Below are 15,681 nucleotides of genomic sequence, written 5' to 3'. Positions count from 1 at the left end.
GCTAACTTCCAGTTTCCCCCTTTGATGAAGAAAAGTCATTGGGGGTTCTTTGTTGGCTGAGTTTGGCTAGGGTATCAAAGGCGAATTTTTGCACTAGGATTTCTAGGGCCCGGGCGATCGCCGTTGCCTGGGGCGGCAGTTGATCAATGAGGGCTTTGAGGTGTTGGGCCCTGGCCGCGAGGGCGGCTTGGTGAAAGGCCGTTAACCATTCAGGGGGAAATTTTTGTAAGGCCTCTGGTGTTAAGGCTGGGAGTTGTTCATCCCGTGCTTGGGGAGGATAGAGGGCCAGGTGCATCGGGTTGGCCGGGGTCGCCCCCGTGAGCTCAAAGGAAAAACAAGAACCGACTCCCGGCTGGCTACTGACGACGATTTCACCGCCCATGAGGTTGACAAATTTTTGGCTGAGAGCCAAGCCCAAACCACTGCCTTGACCCATGCGATCGCCCGCTTCTAATTTCACAAAATTATCAAAGAGTCTGGTGAAATCTGTTTCGGCAATGCCAATCCCTGTATCCGTGACGCTAAACCGGAGACGGAGGGGATTTTGCGCCAGGGTTTTGACCGTCAGTTGAACGCAGCCACTGTCGGTAAATTTGAGGGCGTTATTCAAAAGATGGAGCAGCACGGAGTGAAGTTTTGCTTGGTCGGCGTTGATATAGCGGGGCACCTGTTCGTCCCAATGGATATCAAGCTGGATATTTTTGTGCTGGATTTCGAGGGCATACATTTGGGCGAGATCATCCAGAAGATCATGGAGATTAAACAGGTTGGGGTTTAGTTGTAGGGTGCCCTTTTCAAATTTCGCCAGGTTAAGAATATCGTTGAGCAACGCAAGGAGATGCTTCCCCGACCGATGAATGATGCTGAGGTATTCCTGGTGATCCGTCGAGAGGTCTGGCGATCGCTCCATAATTTGGGTAAAGCCTAAGACCGCATTCAGGGGGGTTCTTAGTTCATGGCTCATGCTTGTGAGGAACTGATTTTTGGCATGGTTCGCAGCCTCCGCCAATTCCTTCGCCAGTTCGAGTTGCTTATTGGCCTGCTGCCGCTGGTAATAGTTGTAGATTAAGTTCCCGGCGATCGCCAAAATATCCGCATCTTCCTTTGACCACAGCAGATGATCTGCCGCTGTCGAAGAGCAAGCAATGTAACCCCAGGGTTGCCCGGTCGCATCCTGAATCGGCACCCACAATACCGCCTTAAGATCCAAGTAAGCGACCAATGTCTGTTCCGGTTTTGCCGTTTCCGGGAGGGGATGTTGGCGATCAAAGAGAATGACTTTTTGTTGCTGCCAATGGTCTAACCACCAAGGATAGGCACTGAGATCGATGGTGTTAAAGTTTTCGTCGAGGTCGAGGTGAGGGCCAGCGTGCCAACTCACAAGGCGTTCGACAGAGTTGGCCTCCATTTGGCTGATCATCACCGAAACGCGGTCTGCCTGGAAAGTACGCCCCAGTAACGCTAAAACTTTCTCTAAATTCAGCTCAGCTTCAACGACCATCAGGTGGGACATCTCAGCCAGCATGGTTTCGAGCTTGAGGCGATGGCGGAGCACCTCATCAAAGTTTTTTCGCTCCGTAATATCTAGGGCAAAACCATCAATAACTAAATCGCCACCATCGACCGCATGGATATTAAAGGAGCAGTCGTAGAACCAGTGCCAATTTCCAGTAGCATCCCGGATCCGATATTCCAGCTCAAAGTTTTTCCCGGTGTGTAAGGTTTGGAGGACTTGATCGACATCGACGACATCTTCTGGGTGGATCGACCGGTGCCAGAGTTCCGGTTCATCTAGCAAATGTTGCACTTCATAGCCAAGGATCTGCTCCACCTGGGAAGAATAAAACAAACCACCCCGTTGGGGCGAATATTGGTAGATGATCGCAGGGATGCCATCGACCATTTTTTGGTAGCGATGCTGGCTTTCAACGAGGGCGATCGCCGCCTGTTTGTATTCACTAATGTCTTCGATAATGGTCAAAAGATATTCTGGTTGGCCCTGGTCATCGTAAATATAAGAGCAAATCACCTTCACCCAAATAAAATGTCCCAGGCGGTGACGGTAACGCTTTTCTAAAACAGCACTGGCCGCTTGGTGGCGGTCGAGCTTTGCCCGTGCCTCATGACAGATACAAATATCTTCAGGGTGGGTGAGTTCTTGCCAGGTGAACTGCTGTAATTCTGCTTCACTGTAGCCGCAGATCTCACAGAAGGCTTGATTGACCAGAGAGAAATGATTGGTGCGGTCGATTTGCACAATCCCCAGGGCAGCCTGGTCGAAGATTGTTCGTAGGCGCGCTTCCTGGGATTGTAGTTTGAGTTCTGCTTCTTTGCGTTCAGTAACATCGGTCATGACCCCCACATGGCGCAACAGTTGCTGAGTGTTTGGGTCGTAGATTTTGAAAGAGCGGGCATAGATCCAACGCACAACCCCATCGGGGCGGACAATCCGGTATTCTTCGTCGAAGTTTTGGCCCTGCTGCATTTGGGCGATCGCCTGTTGGATTTGCCCTTCGTGGTCTGGGTGTACTGCTGCTAGCCAAGATGTGCCGTCATCAAGGAGACTTTGACAGCTAAGGCCCCAAATTTTTTCGTAATTCGGACTAACATAAATCACTTCGGTGGGGTCAGGGGAATTGATCCAGAACGCTTCGTCGATATGCTCAACCAGTTCACGGAAGCGCGTTTCACTTTTTTGCAGGGCATTGAGGGTCTGCTGCATTTTCGTAATATCTTGAACGGCTCCCCATAGAAAACTGGGTTGTCCCTGCTTATCCAGCTTTAGCTCATGATAGTCCTTGAGATAACGCACTTCGCCGTCGGGCGTAATAATGCGATATTCAGAACTTGGGAGAGATTGACCAGTAAAGATATTTTCAATATTGGTGCGAATGCGATCGCGGTCGTCGGGGTGCACCCGCTCAAAAAAGGTTTCCGCATTGGGTTGAATTTCACCGGGGGCAAAGCCAAAGATTTGAAATGTTTCTGGAGACCAGTAGGTTTGATTTGCCTGGACATCCCATTCCCAAACGCCAATCTGGGCGATCGCCTGGGCTTGGGCAAGGCGGGCTTGACTCGCGGCAAGGGCTTGGGTGCGTTGCTCGATGAGATCTTCGAGGTGGGTTTGATAACGGTTAACCTGTTGGGCTAGGTGATTACGGGCGGTCACATCCGTCAAGACGACTAATAGCCGAGAGTGATGGTTTGTTTGTTCGCAGACAGCCGCCAACTCCACTTCTAGAATGTCGCCATTTTTCTTGATGAACTGATAGGCATCATCTTCTACGGAGCCTTGGGTCGTTAAGGTGAGCAGGAGGATTTGTTGGGCTTTCTGGCGGGAAACTGGTGTCAAAAAATCAGTTACATTGCAGCCAATAACTTGCCGCCGTTCATAACCCAGCACCTGCAACCAACGATCGCTAACCGCAAGGATTTGCCCCGTTGCATCCATCGAATGCAACATTGCCGGCGTTTTTTCGTAATAGTGGATGGCCTGTTGGTTTAATTCGAGGGCGATCGCCTTTTTCTCGGAGATATCAATGATCACCCCATCGAGCCACAGCAAATTTCCCTGGTCATCAAAGACCCCTTGCCCCCGTTCATCGACCCATCGCACTGTCCCATCACGATGTTTGAGGCGATATTCAAAGGCGAAGGGCTTTTTCTCCTGTACTTTTCGCTCAACGATTTGGCGCACAAAGGCCCGGTCATTGGGGTGGATTAGGCTCGCATAATGGCGATCGCCCCCTGGGAGAAAATCCGCAGCAGGATAACCCACCAATTGTTCAATGGTTTCACTGAAGTAAATCCCGTGCCATTCCGCCGTGTTTAAACAGCGATACACGGTGCCCGGAATATTTTGAATCAATGTTTGGAGGCGATCGCCTTGGAAATCACCTAAAGGTGCAGGCGAAAGTGTCCCCTGGCCATGGCCCAACATCGTCCGTAGGGCAACCCGCAGCGTATGGACCAGCAGCGGCCCCGTCAGTTCAGACCACAAAAAACAATCCAAAACCCCAAGGCGCAACATTTCATCCTGTAGCGCCACCTCATTCGCCAACCCAATCCAAGGCCACCGTTGCAGCACTTCAGCATGGTCAATCAAATAAGGCAGTGGTGCATCACTGAGATAAAGATCATGGCGGCCCAAACTTTGCAGGGTAGACTCCGTCGTCAAATCAAGCCAAACCAGTTGTAAATCTTCAGCCTGTTCCCCTACCAAAAGCGTTTGCAGCCGTTGGTAAACGCTGATATCCGTTGATAAAACCGCAACACTATAATGAGTAGCAACCATAGGGCGACAGGCACTGTAGCATTTTTAAAAGAAATCTGTTTATCCTGACGAAGGCGAGGCTATGGCTCCATAGCAACCCTTGTTCTCTATCCTAAATGTTTCCCAATAACCGTGGATTATCTTCAGTTTTTTCAACACACAGAACGGCAGCGGGTGAGCGATGGTCAACTGACACCGTTGGTACCGTCTGGTTTGACTCGACCCCTTATGGTGCTGATCCTATCCCAACTCGGCGATTTTGACAGTCTTGAGTATGCTTGGTGGCTCCAAAAAGATGCCGATCTCTGTCGCCGGGTAGATTGTGTCGCGGTGGGCATTGGCGATCGCCGTTCCGGTCAGAAATTTTGTGACTATACGGGTTTCCCTGCGGAGAAATTATTCATCGATCCTAAGGCAACGATTCATCAAGAACTGGGTCTATATCGCGGTCTAACCTGGAAAATTCCCGGACTCAACGCGGGCCAAAATGCTTGGGTGAATCTGATGTTGATGTGTGCTGGCATTGGTAGCCCAGGCACCCTCAAGGAAGTTTTGCGGGGTTATACAGGGGATAAAAAAGCACCCCAACTGTTTGCCGATGATGAAGTCGTTAAAGCGGCTCCTTTACCAGCCCTAAAAGGAGAATTTTTTGCGGCGGCTGGCGGAAAAGGGTTTCAGCGGCCCTTAGAATTGGCGACCCTCCGTTTGCGAAATATGGCCGAAGTCCTGGGGAATTGGTCTACCTACGTGCCCGATGCCCAGTACATGACCCAAAGAGGAGCGACATTTTTATTTGATGCCGATGGCACGTTGCAATATCAGCACTGCGACCAAAACATTTTAGGGTTTGCGGCAAATATGAGCCGGCCTTTGACCTTCCTGGAAAATCTTCCTGATGTGCAGCGGGTCGCGTAGGTGAATTATCAATTTCGCTTTGCCCCCTACCGCCGCCCCTTTAAAACGCCTCTGCAAACTCACCATGGTTTGTGGACGGTGCGGGAGGGCATTATTCTGTCGCTCCGGGATGAAGTGGGACAGATTACCCAGGGGGAAATAGCGCCTTTGCCGTGGTTTGGGACAGAAACCCTTGAGCAGGCGATCGCCTTTTGTGCTGCCTTTGGGGAAAACATTACTGATGGGCAAATTGCGGCGATTCCCGATGCCCTGCCAGCCTGTCAATTCGGTTTTGAGACGGCCCAACTTAATCTTGCCAGTACCGAAAATTTAGCTCCTCTACACCCTATAAAATTCTGTCAGTTAATCCGGCGATCGCCCACCCTGTTCCAAGACCTACAAACTTTACTACAACAAGGATTTCGCACCTTTAAACTGAAAATTGCCCTGGATATACCCGCAACTGAAATCGCCCTCTGTCAGCAGATCCTCGAAACCTTGCCCGCCGATGGTCGGTTGCGCCTTGATGCCAATGGTGGTTTAACCTTAGAACAAGCGAAGCAATGGTTAGATTGGGGGGAAGCCCAGGCAAAACTAGAATTTATCGAGCAACCTTTAGCTCCTGGGTATTTTTCGGATTTATTGCAGCTAAACGCAGAATTTCAGACCCAAATCGCCCTGGATGAGTCCGTTTCCCAGATCGCTTCTTTAAAACATTGTTATCGCCAAGGGTGGCGCGGTGTCTTTGTGATCAAATTGGCGATCGCCGGCTTTCCGTCCCGCGCAAAAAAATTTTGCCAAGCTCATCAGCCAGATATTGTGATTTCCACTGTTTTTGAAACGGCAGTCGGCCAACGGGCACTTTTAAATTTTTCTCAGGATTTTGTCCAGTCCCGACGAGCCTTGGGTATGGGCGGCACCCAGTGGATTTGATGTTACGATGCTGAATATCCGTTTCCAACACCTGTAATGATTATGAATATTGCAGATTTGCATCCGAAATATGTCACAGATTCAAGCGGGAAACAAACAGAAGTCATTTTACCCATCCGAGAATTTGAAGCGCTACTTGAAGAGCTTGAAGACCTTGCCATCGTCATTCAGCGGCAACAAGAAGAAACAACAGAACATCAAGTATTTATCGAAGAATTAAAAGCTGATGGACTCCTACCAAATTAGCTGGAAAGCTTCAGCAAAAAAAGAACTTCGAAAAATTCAACCTCAGATTATTCCAGAAATTATTAAAGCTGTTGAATCTTTAGCGGCTGATCCCTATCCTAATGGTTGTAAAAAAATGGCTGGGATGTCTTCAACTTATCGTATTCGCAAAGGCAATTACCGCATTATTTATTCTGTCTTAAAAAATGCATTAATCATTGAAATTATTCGTGTTGGTCATCGCCAAAATGTTTATGAATAAGTAGAAACGACTCTTTGTTGATAAAAACTTAGGCGATCGCCTCTGGTTCGAGTTTAATCTGGTGGGCTTGGCAAAACTGATAAATCTCTTGTTTGGCTCGTTTTGCCCGTTCAACCTGAAGACGATGTTTAAACTGCCGATTGATATCTGCCAAAATATTTTCGGTGATGGTTTGTTTTGGCTGGAGTTGAGCGATAATTGTTGCTCCGAGACCTTTGTGCCAAGTCGTTTGCTGGGAAGATAGGGGCAAACCATGGAGGATATAGTTCGCAAAATGTTCACAGTTATGGAGAGCGATGTTGTAGCGGGCTGTCTCGACAAACTGTTGCACTCGCGTTACCTGCGTTTGGGTGATTTTGACTTGGCCCCGCAACTCGATGCCCTTTGGCCCCCACCCCAGGGAATTAGATAAACCCGGTGTTTCACTGAGAAAGTAGTGATCGGCTAAGCCCCCAAGAACGGCAATACTTTCTTTGAACACGGACAATTGATTTTCAGGCACCAATTCAAAATAGTCCACTAAGATTAAGGCCTGGTTGAGTTGGCCCAACAATCGTTCCATTGCCCGTTGAATCGCTAAATCTGGATTAGGGGCGATCGCCTTTTCCCAGAAGCCCTCACAGGTTACTGTCGCCTGGGTCAAGTTGTTAATAATTGACTTGGTTTGAATCTCCATGGTCATCTACTTGATTTTTTGTCTTCAATCATCCTGACGGCGATCGCGTTACAGTTCGTCACAAAAGCTCCCTTTCCGGTAATCCTTTCCATTACGCTGACAAATACTGTTCTTTGATCGACTCTGCTGCCCATGACTGCCCAAATTCCTGCCCACAAGAAAGCGAAAGGTTTACCCCGGGGAAGTGTCCGTCCGGCCAAGGCCCTGTGTAGTGACTGTGGCCTCTGTGACACCCATTTTATCCACTATGTCAAAGAAGCCTGTGCTTTTCTGAACCAGCAGTTTGACAAGCTCGAAACCAAAGTCCATGGCCGCAAGCGGGATCTAGACCAAGAGCAGGAAATGTATTTTGGCGTGCATCAAAAAATGGTCGCCGCCCGGAAAACGGAACCCATCGAAGGGGCGCAATGGACGGGGATTGTCAGTTCCCTCGCCTGCAAAATGCTCGAAGAAAAACTGGTAGAAGGCGTGGTCTGTGTGCAGAGTTCCCCGGATGATCGTTTTCAGCCGATGCCGATCATCGCCACTACCCCAGAGGAAATCCTCGCCGCCCGGGTCAATAAGCCAACCCTCTCGCCCAATTTGACGATCCTAGAGCAGATTGAACAGGGGGAATTTAAGAAACTATTGGTGATCGGTGTGGGTTGCCAGATCCAAGCTTTGCGGGCAGTACAGGATAAATTGGGCCTCGAAAAACTTTATGTTTTGGGTTTGCCCTGTGTGGATAATGTCACTCGCGCGGGTTTGCAAAAATTCCTCGATACCACCAGCCGCTCCCCGGAAACGGTGGTTTACTACGAATTCATGCAGGATTTTAAGGTGCACTTTAAGCATGAGGATGGTTCGACGGAAACAGTCCCCTTCTTTGGTTTAAAAACCAATCAACTGAAGGATGTTTTTGCACCGTCTTGTATGAGTTGCTTTGACTATACCAACGGTTTAGCGGATCTCGTGGTGGGTTACATGGGCGCACCATTTGGTTGGCAGTGGATGGTGGTGCGCAACGAAACAGGCCAGGAAATGTTTGATCTCGTCGCCGATCAAATTGAAACGCAGCCGGTTAGTTCTAAAGGCGATCGCCGCGCCGCTGTGCAAAATAGTATTCCTGCTTACGATAAGGGCGTTACTCTACCAATGTGGGCCGCGAAACTGATGGGAATTGTGATCGAAAAGATTGGCCCGAAGGGTTTAGAGTACGCAAAATTTTCCATTGATTCTCACTTTACGCGGAACTATCTCTATACCCGCCGCAATTACCCAGGCAAGCTGGAAGCCCATGTGCCAGAGTTTGCGAAAAAAATCGTCGCCCAGTACGAACTGCCTAAAGACTAGGGGCTATTTCCCCCTCCAGAAGCGGTACCAATTCATTCGGGAATTCTGTTACAGTGAGGGGGATGTTTGGTTTTATAAAGTTTTATGTCAGGTTGGCTAGAGCACAGCGTACAGGTAGAAGTTGACGCCCCCATCGATCTCGTTTGGGAACTCTGGTCAGATCTCGAACAAATGCCCCAGTGGATGAAATGGATTGATTCTGTCGCCATCCTCAAGGACGACCCAGATCTGTCCCGCTGGAAATTGGCCAGTGGTTCCTTTGAATTTACCTGGCTCTCTCGGATCACAAAGGTTGTTAAGCACCAAATTATTCAGTGGGAATCCGTTGATGGCCTGCCAAATCGGGGGGCGATCCGTTTCTATGACCGCCATGGCAAAACCATTGTTCGCCTCAGCATTGCCTACGATATCCCCGGTATTTTGGGACAGGTTATGGATAATCTCTTCTTAGGCCGGGTCGTGGAATCAACCATCCAAGCCGATCTCCACCGTTTTCGGGACTATGTTAAAAATCTCCAGGAACAATCGCCCACCTCTGTCTAGATCCCTGGGGTGTGTCATCAATTCAGCCAGATGTAGCTATGGGTTTTGCAAGAAAGTTGTGATTCGATCTGCAACTTGGTGCTGAGTGGCACAGGATTGGTAGGACATTAGCCGCGATCGCCCACCTGACTTCAAGCAAACATTGGTGCTACAAGGCCGCCCTCGGCGCACATTTCGGATTACGGTTACAGTGTCGATGTCATTGATGGAGTAGATGAGGGACTGCTGCTGACCTAAACTATTGCGACGAAGAATGCTTAGCTGTGCTGCGGTGCGGTCTATTAAGCAGGCGTAGGGAATTTTTTCTAAAAAGCAATAAACTGCGACCACTATTGACAGTACTAGAAAAAAAAGACTTTCGCCCCCTCCTGCCATCAGTACTAATCCTAGGGAAAGTAACGCCGTAATTACAAATACGATTCCTAAGGTTGCTTGGGCCGTACATTCTTCTGGAAATTCGATATGTAGTTGGCGGGGAGTGCTTTTTAGGATGCGCATGGTGGATTTGTCATCTCACTAGGGCTTGGAGATTAGGATTCAATGACAAACCTTAGTTTTCTGTCCCTTTGGGTTCTTCCTGATGGATCACTTTCGCCCGATGCAAAAGGCGATCGCCTTGGCGGTAGCCCGCATTTTGAATTACCACCGCATCCCCTGGGCCGACATCACCGTGATTTTTCACCAATTGATGCTCTTGGGGGTCGTAATCAACGATTTCGCCAACGATACCGATGGGAGTTACGTCCCAGCTCGCGAGGAGTTGCTCAAAGGGTTGTGTGAGGGCCACGAGGGTTCTAGCGGGGAACTGGGCATTGTCTTGGGCGGCCTTGGCAGCGGCAGACCATTGCAACAGCCAAGCTTCGAGGATATCCAGGGCTTCCTGTTGCCAACGTTGCTCATTTTGCGCTTGTTGGCTATCGAGTTGGGTTTCTAGGCGGGCATACTCGGCTTTGAGGGTTTCTTCCTGCTGGGCCTGGGCTTCGGCTTGGTCGGTTAACTGTTGTTGGAGATGATCGATTTTATCGGTATATTCCTGCTGCTGGGCTTGGAGATGGTGTTGGAGCTGTTCGATTTCCTCGGCGTGGTTGATGGCCTGGGTTTCTAGTTGGGCGCGGAGGCGATCGCCTTCTGCCTGGAGCGCTTCGAGTTCGGCGGGGTCAACGCCAGTTGCTTGGGTTGTTTTGGGGGTAAATTCTAACGGCTGAATCCCTGTGGGCAGAAATAGAGCGAGAAATTCATCCACCGATTGATCGAAATATTGAGCCAATTTCACCACGGCTTCGACGGGGATGCTATGAATGAGCCCAGCTTGCAGTCGGTAAATTTGCCGCGCTGCGACCCGCGAATAGGCCGCCAGTTGAATGACATCGCTCACATTGGCTTGGGCCATGAGGGTTTGGAGTTGGGCAGCGTGGGGATGGCTCATGGGGAGGGGCAGTTTCGTCTGTAGGGATACTCTGGCATTCTCACCCATGGCTGAGAAGGGATGCAGCCTTTTTTATTAAATCGTTAAAAAATCACGATTTTGGGGTGTTTGTCGGGGCATTTTCGCTGCGGGATGAAAAAATCTTGATATGCTGTTTCCTTGATGCTTGTCCTGTTGAGAAAAGCGATGAATCTTAAGCGCATTTGGGCGATCGCCAGTAATTGTTTTCGAGAAGTGATCCGCGATCGCATTTTGTATTTTTTGGGGTTTTATGGTCTGGTGTTTGCCCTGGCGGTACGGATTTTACCCGATGTGTCGGCGACGGCAGGGGCGAAGATCGTCGTGGATTTTGGCCTGGGGATGATCGGTATCTTGAGTGTGCTGGTGGCTGTTTTTGTGGGCACAGGCTTAGTCAACAAAGAAATTGAAAAACGCACAATCCTGGTGCTGATCCCCAAACCGATTAGCCGCGCTGAACTGATTGTCGGGAAGCATCTGGGGCTGTCGGCGGTGGTGGCGGTGATGTTAGTTGCCATGGGAATTATTTATTTCGCGCTCTTGGCTTGGTCACAGAGTATGATGCCGCTGTTGTGGCAAGGGTCAACGGTGCCGCTGGGGCCAATCTCTCTTTCCCTCGGTTATTTATTTATTGAGCTAATGCTGATCATTGCCGTGGCGATCGCCTTTGGGGTATTCACCAGTTCTCTGTTGGCGACCTTGTTCTCCTTTGGGATTTACCTGATGGGCCACTTCAGCACCGATTTAGTGAAATTAGGGGAATTGAGCCAAAATGCCGGAGTTCAGTGGATCACCGAAAATCTCTATAAAGTTTTGCCGGATTTATCGCGTCTCAATTTCCGTAATGAGGTGGTTTATGGGGTGGTTCCCGATGGCCAAACTCTACTACTCAGTGCGATTTATGGCCTTGTCTACGTGATTTTGCTCCAGGCGATCGCCATCTTTATTTTCAGTCGACGGCAATTTTAATCAGGTTTGATTCCCCATTACGCCTGCTTCCCCGTTCAAGACTGTAAGCGCCACCCTTTAATCTCCTTCTGGCGAGCCCGGGCGACAACGAGGCAATCATTATCCACATCCTTGGTGATTGTTGAGCCTGCCGCAATGGTCACATCTTCGCCGATGGTGATGGGCGCAACCAGGACGCTATTGGCTCCGGTTTTACTGCGATCGCCAATCACTGTTTGATGCTTATTCACACCGTCATAGTTCGCTGTGATCGTCCCAGCGCCGATATTTACCTTTGCTCCTAGGGTGGCATCGCCGATATAGGAGAGGTGGGCCATGTTGGTATTGCTGCCGATGGTCGATTTTTTGACCTCCACGAAATTCCCGATCCGGCATTGCTCCCCAACCTTAGCCTGGCCGCGAATGTGCGTATAGGGGCCAATTTGGGCATTTTCTCCCACCTGGCTATCACTCACCACGCTGTAGAGAATTGTTGTATTGGCTTCAATGACGCTATTTTCAATCAAGCTGCCCGGCCCTAGGCGGCAACCAGTCTTGATCAAACTATTGCCCCGCAGATGGGTTTGGGGTTCGATCATCACATCTGGTTCGAGCTGCACGGTGTCGTCAATGGTAACTGTATCGGGCTGGTGGATCATGACCCCGGCCTTCATCCATTTTTCCTTGATGCGGTCTTGCAAAATTTCGTAGGCTGCCGAAAGCTGAAAACGGTCATTAATACCGCTAATTTCCTGGAAATCCGCCACATCCATCGCCATCACTTTATCGCAATGGAGAATAACGTCCGTGAGGTAATATTCCTGTTGATCGTTGTTGGTGGTTAATTTGGGTAGCGCCTCGGCCAACACTTCCCACTTAAAACAGTAGACACCCGCATTGATCCGATTATTCTTGCGCTGGGCATCGTTGCAGTCGCGATGTTCGACGATTTGGGTGACTAGGTTGTCGCCATCGCAAAACACACGACCATAACCCGTGGGATTTGGCAGTTGGGCCGTTAACAGGGTCGCGTCATTATTATTTTTCTGGTGGGTTTTAACAAGATCTGCAATGGTTTCAGGGCGCAGGAGAGGCACATCGCCGTTGAGAATCACGACATCGCCCACAAAATCTTTGAGAGGTTCGAGGAGCTGTTGGACAGCGTGACCGGTGCCGAGTTGTTCTGTTTGTTCAACAAATTCTAGGTGGGGCAAATGGGCCAGGGCTGTTTTTACCTCAGCCGCGCGGTAACCGACGATGGTGCAAATTCGTTCTGGTTTAATGAGGGCACAACTTTCAATCACCCGTTCCACGAGCGATCGCCCGCCGAGGGGATGAAGGACTTTCGGGAGATCCGACTTCATCCGTGTGCCTTTGCCTGCTGCCAAAATTGCTACCGCTACCATTGCCTTTGCTGTGTTCGATTGACTGACATCGTTTCAGTGTGGAGTATATCGTATTGTTTGGGACTTCCGGCATCGGTGCCGGAGAAGATTCTTGTTTACACCCAAAAACCTGGGGGCTGAAGCGGTTACCGGATTAGTGCTAAATTTCTCAAACGTTCTTTTCCAGTGAATTTTTATGTTCCTCGCACCGACCCCAAGCCGCACTGCTCCCTACACCTCAATGCTGATCATCCCCACGGGGATCGGCGCGAAAATTGGTGGCTATGCGGGGGACGGGATTCCCATTGCACGGCTGATGGCCCAGGTGTGCGATCGCCTGATTACCCACCCAAACGTGTTAAACGGGGCGCAACTGTTTTGGCCTATGGCAAATACCTTTTATGTAGAAGGCTATGGCCTCGATCAATTCGCTGCGGGGAACTGGGGGTTACGACCCGTGCGACAAAATAGAGTGGGATTACTCCTCGATCAAGGCATTGAAGCAGAATTAAAAACCCGTCACATCCAGGGAGCCGAAGCCTGTCGTGCGACTTTGGGTTTGCCGATCACAGATTATGTTGTGACGGATGCGCCCTTGAATGTCACCCTCAAAGTTTCGGAAACGGGGGTCAGTTGGGGGACGATTGAAAATGTGGGCAGTTTGTTGCGGGCGGCGGAAAAACTAATTACCCAGGCCAAAGTGGAGGCGATCGCCGTTGTGGCTCGCTTTCCTGACGACGAAGATAGTGAGTTACTCGCCCAGTATCGCCAGGGATCTGGGGTCGATGCCCTCGCGGGTGCTGAGGCAGTGATTTCCCACCTGCTCGTGAAAAAATTTCAAATTCCCTGCGCCCATGCCCCAGCTTTATCGCCTTTACCCATTGAACCGGAACTTTCCCCAAAAGCCGCTGCCGAAGAATTGGGCTACACTTTTTTGCCCTGTATCTTGGCCGGGTTGAGCTACGCGCCCCAATTTGTCACCAAAGGCGATCGCCAAGCCGGAGAGATCTGGGCGGATCAGGTCGATAGCCTGGTGATCCCCGCCAGTGCCTGTGGCGGTAGTGCCGTTTTGAGCCTCGCCCAGACCCAAACATTCATCATTGCTGTAAACGAAAATGACACTGCATTAAGCATTTTTCCAGAATCCGTTGGGATTAAAGCCCGTCGGGTAGACTCATACTTGGAGGCAATTGGGATCATGGTCGCCCACCGTGCCGGCTTAGATTTTTCGAGTCTGCGACCCACTGTGCCCCCCCTCAATGCAATCTAGATCGATATTTATTGTGAATCAATCCAACCAACCGCCCTTAGAACCGTTATCCCGCCAACAGGTGCTCCTTCTTATGGGGATCACAGCGCTGTTGCTGTTCATTGTGGGAAATCTCTGGCGGTTAATCGGCAATGTAGAACTTTTGGCCTGGGAATTTTCGGGACTGGCTCTTATCCAGGGGGTGGCGATCGCCTTGGGGATCATTGTCGCCAGCAGTCTCCTCTACGCCGTCTGGGCGGAATACCGTCGCAGTGTCGATACTTACCTTGAATTTGTCCTCAAACCCCTGGCCGTGCCCGATGCCATTTGGTTGGGACTGTTGCCGGGGCTGAGTGAAGAATTTCTGTTTCGGGGGATTATGCTACCGGGCTTGGGCTTGGGTTGGGGTGCCCTCTGTTTATCGAGCTTGATTTTTGGGGTACTCCACATCAGCGGCGCCCAGCAATGGTCCTATGCCGTTTGGGCGACGGTAATTGGGTTTATTCTCGGTTACAGTGCGATCGCCACCGGAAATTTACTTGTGCCTGTGATTGCCCATATTGTGACAAACTTCACCTCAAGCCTGATTTGGAAGCTCCGCCACGAAGCACCCTAGCCTTGGGCGGCAAAAATTGAGCAAAAAAAATACAGGACTTGCACCCGCCACGCCGTCTTACCTCAGCTTCTGACCTGGAAAATCCAGGGGGGAAGAACAGCTCTCAGCTTTCGTTTCCGAGTACAAGCTCGGTTTACTGCCGCGAGAACTTAATCGGCTTCCCAATTAGCTCAAGCATAGATCAACAAACAATATTGGTAGTCACCAACGCGGTAGGCTTGATCCTGTTAGAAGTCATCTTAAAGGATTTTTTTATCCTTATGCAACCGTACAAAGTTCGGCGATCGCCACCGGACTATCCACCTTGACAGAAAGGGTCAGACGCTCTTTGGGATTGTTTTGTACCCGCTCAATGGTGAAGGCTTTCCCACCATAGATTTGAGTTAAGGCAGCGCTGAGATCTGCTTTCACCGCCGCAAATCCTTCATCGGTATTTGGCCCGTTCAGGCGGTCATTGCTGATGTAGAGAAATTCATTGCCCTTGAGGGTAATCTCTGTTTCTTGTTCAAGTAAACTTCCAAATTTAGCCGCCGACTGGACTAAATCGGCGATCGCCTCGGTATGGGGTTGATTTTCCACGCTACTCCAGCGCCGCTGGGCATAAAGGCCATAGCCCCCTTGGTGCTCCATCATGTAGTTGATTTCGTAGGTGACGAGCATAATCCCTGGGCCGTCGGGCACATGGCGGTAGTCCACCACATCAATTAAGGTGCCCCCAATTTTTTCATCCCGGATCCATCCTTGAAAAACGCCAATTAACGATGCCTCATCAAAACCAGCGGGCATTTGGGCCGGGAATTTTACACAAAAACGTTCAATATACACAAGCTTTTTTACTTTTCAGTGACGACTTAGACAATAATTGCTTCGAGCAACATTAAAGCAGATCAAGGCGGGCATA

General features: G+C 50.0%; 15 protein-coding genes and 1 other RNA gene. 9 read left to right on the top strand and 7 right to left on the bottom strand.

Annotated elements, in window-relative coordinates; all coding sequences use genetic code 11:
* Position 1 precedes the first annotated feature (1 nt).
* Entirely contained in the window at positions 2–4,294 is a 4,293-nt protein-coding gene (locus tag AWQ24_RS13450; RefSeq protein WP_065717108.1) for a PAS domain-containing protein, read from the bottom strand.
* Positions 4,295–4,405: 111 nt separating this feature from the next.
* On the opposite strand from AWQ24_RS13450, the gene AWQ24_RS13445 reads away from it, so the two are divergent.
* From AWQ24_RS13445 to AWQ24_RS13430, 4 genes are read left to right on the top strand one after another with little or no spacing between them, the layout of a single operon-like run.
* Positions 4,406–5,188, top strand: a complete 783-nt coding sequence (locus AWQ24_RS13445; RefSeq protein WP_065717107.1) for a peroxiredoxin-like family protein — start codon at positions 4,406–4,408, stop codon at positions 5,186–5,188.
* Positions 5,189–6,100: an o-succinylbenzoate synthase gene (locus AWQ24_RS13440; protein ID WP_065717106.1), complete on the top strand. Its 912-nt coding sequence runs from the start codon at positions 5,189–5,191 to the stop codon at positions 6,098–6,100.
* A 42-nt stretch (positions 6,101–6,142) separates the two neighbouring features.
* A complete protein-coding gene (locus AWQ24_RS13435; protein WP_223209935.1) occupies positions 6,143–6,346 on the top strand; it encodes a hypothetical protein in 204 nt (67 codons plus the stop codon).
* The gene (locus AWQ24_RS13430) at positions 6,327–6,587 is read left to right on the top strand and encodes a type II toxin-antitoxin system RelE/ParE family toxin (protein ID WP_030007420.1); all 261 of its coding nucleotides are present in this window, start codon (positions 6,327–6,329) and stop codon (positions 6,585–6,587) included. Before AWQ24_RS13435 ends, AWQ24_RS13430 begins: the two co-directional genes overlap by 20 nt.
* A 28-nt stretch (positions 6,588–6,615) precedes the next feature.
* On the opposite strand, the gene AWQ24_RS13425 is transcribed toward AWQ24_RS13430, so the two are convergent.
* Positions 6,616–7,269, bottom strand: a complete 654-nt coding sequence (locus AWQ24_RS13425; protein WP_065717105.1) for a hypothetical protein — start codon at positions 7,267–7,269, stop codon at positions 6,616–6,618.
* Between the two features lie 126 nt (positions 7,270–7,395).
* Here AWQ24_RS13425 and AWQ24_RS13420 point away from each other — a divergent pair, with 126 nt between their 5' ends.
* Both AWQ24_RS13420 and AWQ24_RS13415 read left to right on the top strand, forming a co-directional pair.
* Positions 7,396–8,595: a Coenzyme F420 hydrogenase/dehydrogenase, beta subunit C-terminal domain gene (locus AWQ24_RS13420; protein ID WP_065717104.1), complete on the top strand. Its 1,200-nt coding sequence runs from the start codon at positions 7,396–7,398 to the stop codon at positions 8,593–8,595.
* 84 nt (positions 8,596–8,679) lie between these two features.
* Positions 8,680–9,138, top strand: coding sequence for an SRPBCC family protein (locus tag AWQ24_RS13415; protein WP_012308232.1), 459 nt, complete (start codon positions 8,680–8,682; stop codon positions 9,136–9,138).
* 36 nt (positions 9,139–9,174) lie between these two features.
* Here the strand turns inward: AWQ24_RS13415 and AWQ24_RS16290 are convergent, their stop codons facing one another.
* Both AWQ24_RS16290 and grpE read right to left on the bottom strand, forming a co-directional pair.
* On the bottom strand, positions 9,175–9,636 hold the full coding sequence (locus tag AWQ24_RS16290) for a hypothetical protein (RefSeq protein ID WP_157096869.1): 462 nt from the start codon (positions 9,634–9,636) through the stop codon (positions 9,175–9,177).
* Between the two features lie 52 nt (positions 9,637–9,688).
* The gene (grpE, locus tag AWQ24_RS13410) at positions 9,689–10,564 is read right to left on the bottom strand and encodes a nucleotide exchange factor GrpE (protein WP_232318825.1); all 876 of its coding nucleotides are present in this window, start codon (positions 10,562–10,564) and stop codon (positions 9,689–9,691) included.
* Positions 10,565–10,750: 186 nt separating this feature from the next.
* Here grpE and AWQ24_RS13405 point away from each other — a divergent pair, with 186 nt between their 5' ends.
* On the top strand, positions 10,751–11,551 hold the full coding sequence (locus tag AWQ24_RS13405) for an ABC transporter permease (protein WP_012308229.1): 801 nt from the start codon (positions 10,751–10,753) through the stop codon (positions 11,549–11,551).
* Between the two features lie 35 nt (positions 11,552–11,586).
* On the opposite strand, the gene glmU is transcribed toward AWQ24_RS13405, so the two are convergent.
* Positions 11,587–12,936: a bifunctional UDP-N-acetylglucosamine diphosphorylase/glucosamine-1-phosphate N-acetyltransferase GlmU gene (gene glmU, locus AWQ24_RS13400; RefSeq protein WP_065717102.1), complete on the bottom strand. Its 1,350-nt coding sequence runs from the start codon at positions 12,934–12,936 to the stop codon at positions 11,587–11,589.
* A 175-nt stretch (positions 12,937–13,111) separates the two neighbouring features.
* Here glmU and AWQ24_RS13395 point away from each other — a divergent pair, with 175 nt between their 5' ends.
* The gene (locus AWQ24_RS13395; RefSeq protein ID WP_065717101.1) at positions 13,112–14,185 is read left to right on the top strand and encodes a DUF3326 domain-containing protein; all 1,074 of its coding nucleotides are present in this window, start codon (positions 13,112–13,114) and stop codon (positions 14,183–14,185) included.
* Positions 14,186–14,198: 13 nt separating this feature from the next.
* Positions 14,199–14,780: a CPBP family intramembrane glutamic endopeptidase gene (locus tag AWQ24_RS13390; RefSeq protein ID WP_030007426.1), complete on the top strand. Its 582-nt coding sequence runs from the start codon at positions 14,199–14,201 to the stop codon at positions 14,778–14,780.
* A gap of 39 nt (positions 14,781–14,819) precedes the next feature.
* On the opposite strand, the gene ssrS is transcribed toward AWQ24_RS13390, so the two are convergent.
* Both ssrS and AWQ24_RS13380 read right to left on the bottom strand, forming a co-directional pair.
* Positions 14,820–15,002: non-coding RNA, 6S RNA (gene ssrS / locus AWQ24_RS13385), on the bottom strand.
* A 36-nt stretch (positions 15,003–15,038) separates the two neighbouring features.
* Positions 15,039–15,605 (bottom strand): hypothetical protein, encoded by a 567-nt coding sequence (locus AWQ24_RS13380; RefSeq protein ID WP_030007427.1) that lies wholly within the window; start codon positions 15,603–15,605, stop codon positions 15,039–15,041.
* Between the last annotated feature and the right edge of the window lie 76 nt (positions 15,606–15,681).

Origin of the sequence: Picosynechococcus sp. PCC 8807, from assembly GCF_001693295.1 — a bacterium.
In the GTDB taxonomy this organism is placed as follows: domain Bacteria; phylum Cyanobacteriota; class Cyanobacteriia; order Cyanobacteriales; family MRBY01; genus MRBY01.
Note: the sequence above shows the minus strand (reverse complement) of the source record. Positions and strands in the feature narration are given on the sequence as shown.